At 53.0% G+C, this 4,752-nt stretch carries 6 protein-coding genes and 2 pseudogenes; all 8 read left to right on the plus strand.

What is annotated here, in order from left to right:
• Positions 1-144: 144 nt before the first annotated feature.
• Positions 145-1,874, plus strand: a pseudogene (locus tag U8U01_RS16940) (VaFE repeat-containing surface-anchored protein); the annotation flags it as partial.
• A 6-nt stretch (positions 1,875-1,880) separates the two neighbouring features.
• Positions 1,881-2,153 (plus strand): LPXTG cell wall anchor domain-containing protein, encoded by a 273-nt coding sequence (locus tag U8U01_RS16945; protein ID WP_322176776.1) that lies wholly within the window; start codon positions 1,881-1,883, stop codon positions 2,151-2,153.
• Entirely contained in the window at positions 2,153-2,491 is a 339-nt protein-coding gene (locus U8U01_RS16950) for a DUF7768 domain-containing protein (protein WP_322176772.1), read from the plus strand. The genes U8U01_RS16945 and U8U01_RS16950 overlap by 1 nt, the downstream gene beginning before the upstream one ends.
• On the plus strand, positions 2,488-2,820 hold the full coding sequence (locus tag U8U01_RS16955; protein WP_304433190.1) for a DUF3852 domain-containing protein: 333 nt from the start codon (positions 2,488-2,490) through the stop codon (positions 2,818-2,820). The genes U8U01_RS16950 and U8U01_RS16955 overlap by 4 nt, the downstream gene beginning before the upstream one ends.
• Positions 2,821-2,939: 119 nt before the next feature.
• Entirely contained in the window at positions 2,940-3,818 is an 879-nt protein-coding gene (locus U8U01_RS16960; protein WP_322176773.1) for a conjugal transfer protein TrbL family protein, read from the plus strand.
• A gap of 7 nt (positions 3,819-3,825) precedes the next feature.
• Positions 3,826-4,209: a hypothetical protein gene (locus tag U8U01_RS16965; protein ID WP_322176774.1), complete on the plus strand. Its 384-nt coding sequence runs from the start codon at positions 3,826-3,828 to the stop codon at positions 4,207-4,209.
• The gene (locus tag U8U01_RS16970) at positions 4,206-4,466 is read left to right on the plus strand and encodes a hypothetical protein (protein WP_322176775.1); all 261 of its coding nucleotides are present in this window, start codon (positions 4,206-4,208) and stop codon (positions 4,464-4,466) included. Before U8U01_RS16965 ends, U8U01_RS16970 begins: the two co-directional genes overlap by 4 nt.
• A gap of 4 nt (positions 4,467-4,470) precedes the next feature.
• A pseudogene (locus U8U01_RS16975) lies at positions 4,471-4,752 on the plus strand (hypothetical protein); the annotation flags it as partial.

The following is a 4,752-nucleotide window of genomic DNA, read 5'->3' on the forward strand; positions in this document are numbered from 1 at the left end:
CCCGCTGATGGGCTGATTGAAACCATAAATTGTGCTGAAGATGGCTCCGCTGTGTTTGCCACCGACCTGCCTCTGGGCAGCTACTATGTCAAAGAGATTAGCACCGACAAGCACTACACTTTGCCTGATACTGTGTACCCGGTTATGTTCGAGTATGCTGGGCAGGATGTTGCCCTGGTGGAGGTTGCCCTGAACGACGGCGAACCTATCGATAACGAGCTCATCTACGGCAGCATCAAGGGCCTGAAAATCGACCGGGAGAATCAGGAAACTATCGCCGGTGCTCTGTTTGGCTTGTTCCGTCCAGATGTACTACAGTTCACCTCCGACACCGCCATACTGACCGCTACCTCAGATGAGGAAGGTGTGTTCAGCTTTGAAAATGTCCCTCTGGGCAACTGGATCGTCCGGGAGCTGCAGCCTGCCGAGGGGTATCTTCCCAACACCGACATTCACCATGTGCAGGTGGAGCGGGACGAACAGCTTATTGAGATTACAGTGGTCAACGATAAAGTGCCTGAGTTGGGCACGACCGCCAGCATCGGCGGCGAGAAGGAAGTCAATGCAACCGAAGTATTCACCTTAGAGGATGTAGTGGAGTACACCCATCTGGTGCCTGGCAAGGAGTATACGGTCAAGGGTGTGCTTATGGACAAGGCAGCCGATGAACCCTTGAAAATCAATGGTGCAGAGGTGCGCTCTGAAACCGTATTTACCCCGGAGAACTCCAGCGGCACGGTAACGGTTCTGTTTGAGTTTGACGCGAAATATATTAAAGCCGATACTAATATCGTAGTATTCGAGAATCTGTATCAGGATGGCCGGGAGTTGGCTGTCCACGCAGATATTGAGGATGAATCCCAGACGGTGACTGTCCATGTCCCGGAAATCGGCACCCAGGCCACCATTGGAGAAGAAAAAGAAGTCACCGTCGACGGCCCGGTTACTATCGACGATGTGGTGGCTTTCAAGAACCTGACTCCTGGCAAGGAGTACAGCGTTTTCGGCATCCTCATGGACAAGAACACCGGCGAGGCCCTCAAGGTTGGCGGCGAGGAGATCCACGCGGAAAGCACCTTTACCCCCGAAACGGCAAACGGCGAAACTGTAGTACAGTTCACATTTGACACCACCGGGCTGGTGGATTCCACGGAGATTGTGGCCTTTGAGAGCCTATCCCGTGAGGGCATCGAGTTGGCAGCCCACGCCAATATTGAAGACCCGGCGCAGACTGTCAAGGTGACGGTTACCGGGCCGCGCATTGGCACCAAAGCCAGCATTGACGGAAAAAAAGAGGTATCCGGCGATGGCCTCATCACTATCGAAGATGTTGTTTCGTACAAGGGGCTGGCTGCCGGTAAGGAGTACAAGCTGACCGGCACTCTCATGAATAAGACCACGGGAGAACCTTTCAAGCTAAATGGTGAGGAAATCCGCAGTGAAGTTGTGTTTACTCTCGAAAAATCTGAGGGAGAGGTCACTGTTTCCTTCCCCTTCGACACCTCCTGGGTGAACTCCACTACAGATATCGTGGTGTTCGAAAAGCTGTCCCTGAACGGCAAGGAAGTTGCTGTCCACGAAGATATTGGCGACAAGGAACAGACCGTCACCATCGTTGTGACCAGGCCGGAGATCGGCACAACTGCCACTATCGGCGGTAAGAAAGAGGCCGCGCCCAGCAAGGAGATCACCATCGACGATGTGGTGTCCTACAAGAATTTGACCCCCGGCACGGAGTACAAGCTGGTGGGTGTTCTCATGGATAAGGCGACCGGCAACCCGTTCAAGGTTGGCGATAAGGAAATCAAGGCTGAAACTGTTTTACTCCCGAAAAGGCCGACGGCGAAACTGTAGTAAAGCTCACCTTTGACGGCAGCGGCATCACCCAGGCCACGGAAATCGTGGTGTTTGAAACGCTCTATCAAGGCGAAGTGAAAATCGCGGCCCATGAGGATATCAACGACGAGGGCCAGACCGTGAAAATCGTACCGGTCAATCCCGGCAAGCCCACTACGCCCAACCCTGGCAACCCTCAGACCGGTGACCGCTCCATTATGGGTTTCTGGATCGGCCTTGGTGCTATTGCTCTGGGCGGGTTGACGGCTGCGGTCATTATTTACACCAGAAAGAAAAAGGAACAGGATGGTGAGTAATGAAGAAGGTGTATATCTGCGCGCCCCTGGCGGGGGATGTGCAGGGCAATCTGGAAAAAGCAAAGCGCTATAGCGAATATGCGCTGAGGTGCGGGGCGGCTCCGGTCACCCCGCATTTTTATGCGCTCTGTCTGGATGATTCTGTCCCGGAGGAGCGGGAGATGGGCATGGCTGCCGGGCTGTCCCTCCTCTGGTTCTGTGACGAGGTTTGGGTGTTCGGCGACCAGACTACGGACGGCATGAGAGCAGAAATTAAACTGGCGCACAATCTCAATATCAGGGTCAAAGTCATCAAGGAGCATGAAATCAAAAAGGTGATAGGAGATGTTTCAGCATGAGAAAAAGATGGAAAAAGTTTTTGCTCTGTACTGTGTTCGCGGCACTGCTGGTACCGGTCCTGGCGGTTCCCGCTATGGCAACTGGCGACGTAGCCGGAGCTATCCAGAGCACCTGGACGACGGCGCAGACTCAGATCCGGGCGGTGGTAGACAATGTGGTGTTCCCCGTCATCGACATGATCCTGGCGGTGCTGTTTTTCGTCAAAGTGGGCGGCGCGTATTTTGATTATCGCAAGCATGGCCAGCTGGAGTTTACCGCTCCGGCTATTCTGTTCGCCTGCCTGATTTTCACGCTCACGGCCCCGCTCTATATCTGGACGATACTGTAAAAATATGCAAGGAGTGGGAGGGGCAATGCGTCCCTCCTGCTTACATTTTTTAGGTGGTGATTCTTATTTTTGATTGGTTAGGCGACATTCTCGGCGGCATCGGAAGTGCTGTGGGCGGAGTGTTCGATACGATTGGAGAGCAGGTCTCGGCGGCCATCTGGGACGCCATGATCCGCTGGTTTTACAACACCATATTCGATGCGGCCAGCGACTTTTTCACCATGATGGGCAACATGGGCGCGGATATCTTCGACCTGAACTGGGTCAGCGCCACGATCTCATTATTTACTATGTTTGGCTGGTCGCTGTTCATTGCCGGGACGGTGGTAGCTGTTTTCGATGTGGCTATAGAATACCAGACCGGGCGGGCCAGTGTCAAGACTACGGCAATAAATGTGCTGAAAGGCTTTTTCGCCTGTTCGCTCATAGGTATTCTGCCGGTGGAGCTGTACAAGTTCTGCATCAGTTTGCAGAACACTTTTGCGGGCGACCTCACCAGAATCTTCTCCGGGCAGCAAGTGCAAGGACTTTCTGAGCAGAGCATCGCCATCCTGACGGCAAACTTCGTACTGCCCCAAAATACAGTAATCGGGTTGTTTGAACTTCTGGCGCTGATAGCTTTTGCCTATACGGTGATGAAAATTTTCTTCGCAAATATCAAGCGCGGGGGCATCCTTCTAATCCAGATGGCGGTGGGAGCGCTCTATATGTTCAGTGTTCCTCGGGGCTATACGGACGGATTCAACCAGTGGGTCAAGCAAATTATTGCGCTGTGCCTGACAGCGTTTTTGCAGACAACCCTGCTGTTCCTTGGTCTGCTGACCTTCTCAGACAATATGCTGCTGGCCCTTGGCATTATGCTGGCAGCAGGCGAAGTACCGAGGATTGCCCAGCAGTTCGGGCTGGACAGCTCAGTAAAAGTCAACATGATGAGCGTGGTTCATGCCACCAGCACGGCGGTCAATATGACCAGGTCGGTGGCAAAAGCCATAGCGTGAGGTGCCTATGAAAGATAATCTGGAATTGAAGCGGGGCGACATCGCCATTGACCGGGAGATGGATGTTGACTGCGATATCGGGCAGGAAATTACTGTCTATATTGAAACCTGGTTCGATGTGGATAAGAAATTTGGCATCCACACCGACGCGGACGTGGGCACTTGGCTCAATATGTACGGCAAGTTCAATCCCTTTGAAGATACGCTCCGCATTGAGTGCGAAATCTGCCGGGAGAACGGCTTCTCGTACTTTGACTATGAGCCGACCCCCGCAGAAGCCCAGCTCATTAAGGACATGATCACGGAGAAAATCAAGGAAGAATATGGCCAAACGCCCCAGGAATTCTGCGAAGAAATATCCGAGGGGCCGGTCATGGGAGGTATGCAATGACGACCTATTTATATCCGCAAAACCTGAAAGCGACGGCCAACCTGTGGCTTTGGAGCCTGCGGGATTTCGTAATCCTGTGCGTGGCGGCGCTGCTCTCCGTGCTGGCCCTGGTACAGCTCCACTTCATGGTACCGGCAGCGGCGACGCTCTGTTTCGGCTTTCTTACCATCCGCATGGAAGAAACCACGGTGCTGGATTTCCTGAAATATGCCGTCCGATATTTCATTTCCAGCCAGCAAATCTACGATTGGAGGTAACGACATGGGCAAAAAGAAGAAGGGCCGCTCCGCCCAGGAGCTCATGGGTATTCAGAATTTCACAAGATACGGGCTTGCTACAAACCGTGGCGAGCTCTTATTTTTTCTGGTGTCCCCCACCAATATCTCAGTGCTGTCCCACACGAATATTGAAATTAAAATAAGGCATCTGATGATGGTCTTGTCCGCCATTCCCGACATTGAAATCACCTGCACGGATTCCTGCGAGTGCTTCGATGATAACCAAGCGTATTTGCGGGGGCGGCTCCAGGAGGAAGGGAATCCG

The organism is Acutalibacter caecimuris (assembly GCF_034335085.1).
Lineage (GTDB): Bacteria > Bacillota > Clostridia > Oscillospirales > Acutalibacteraceae > Acutalibacter > Acutalibacter caecimuris.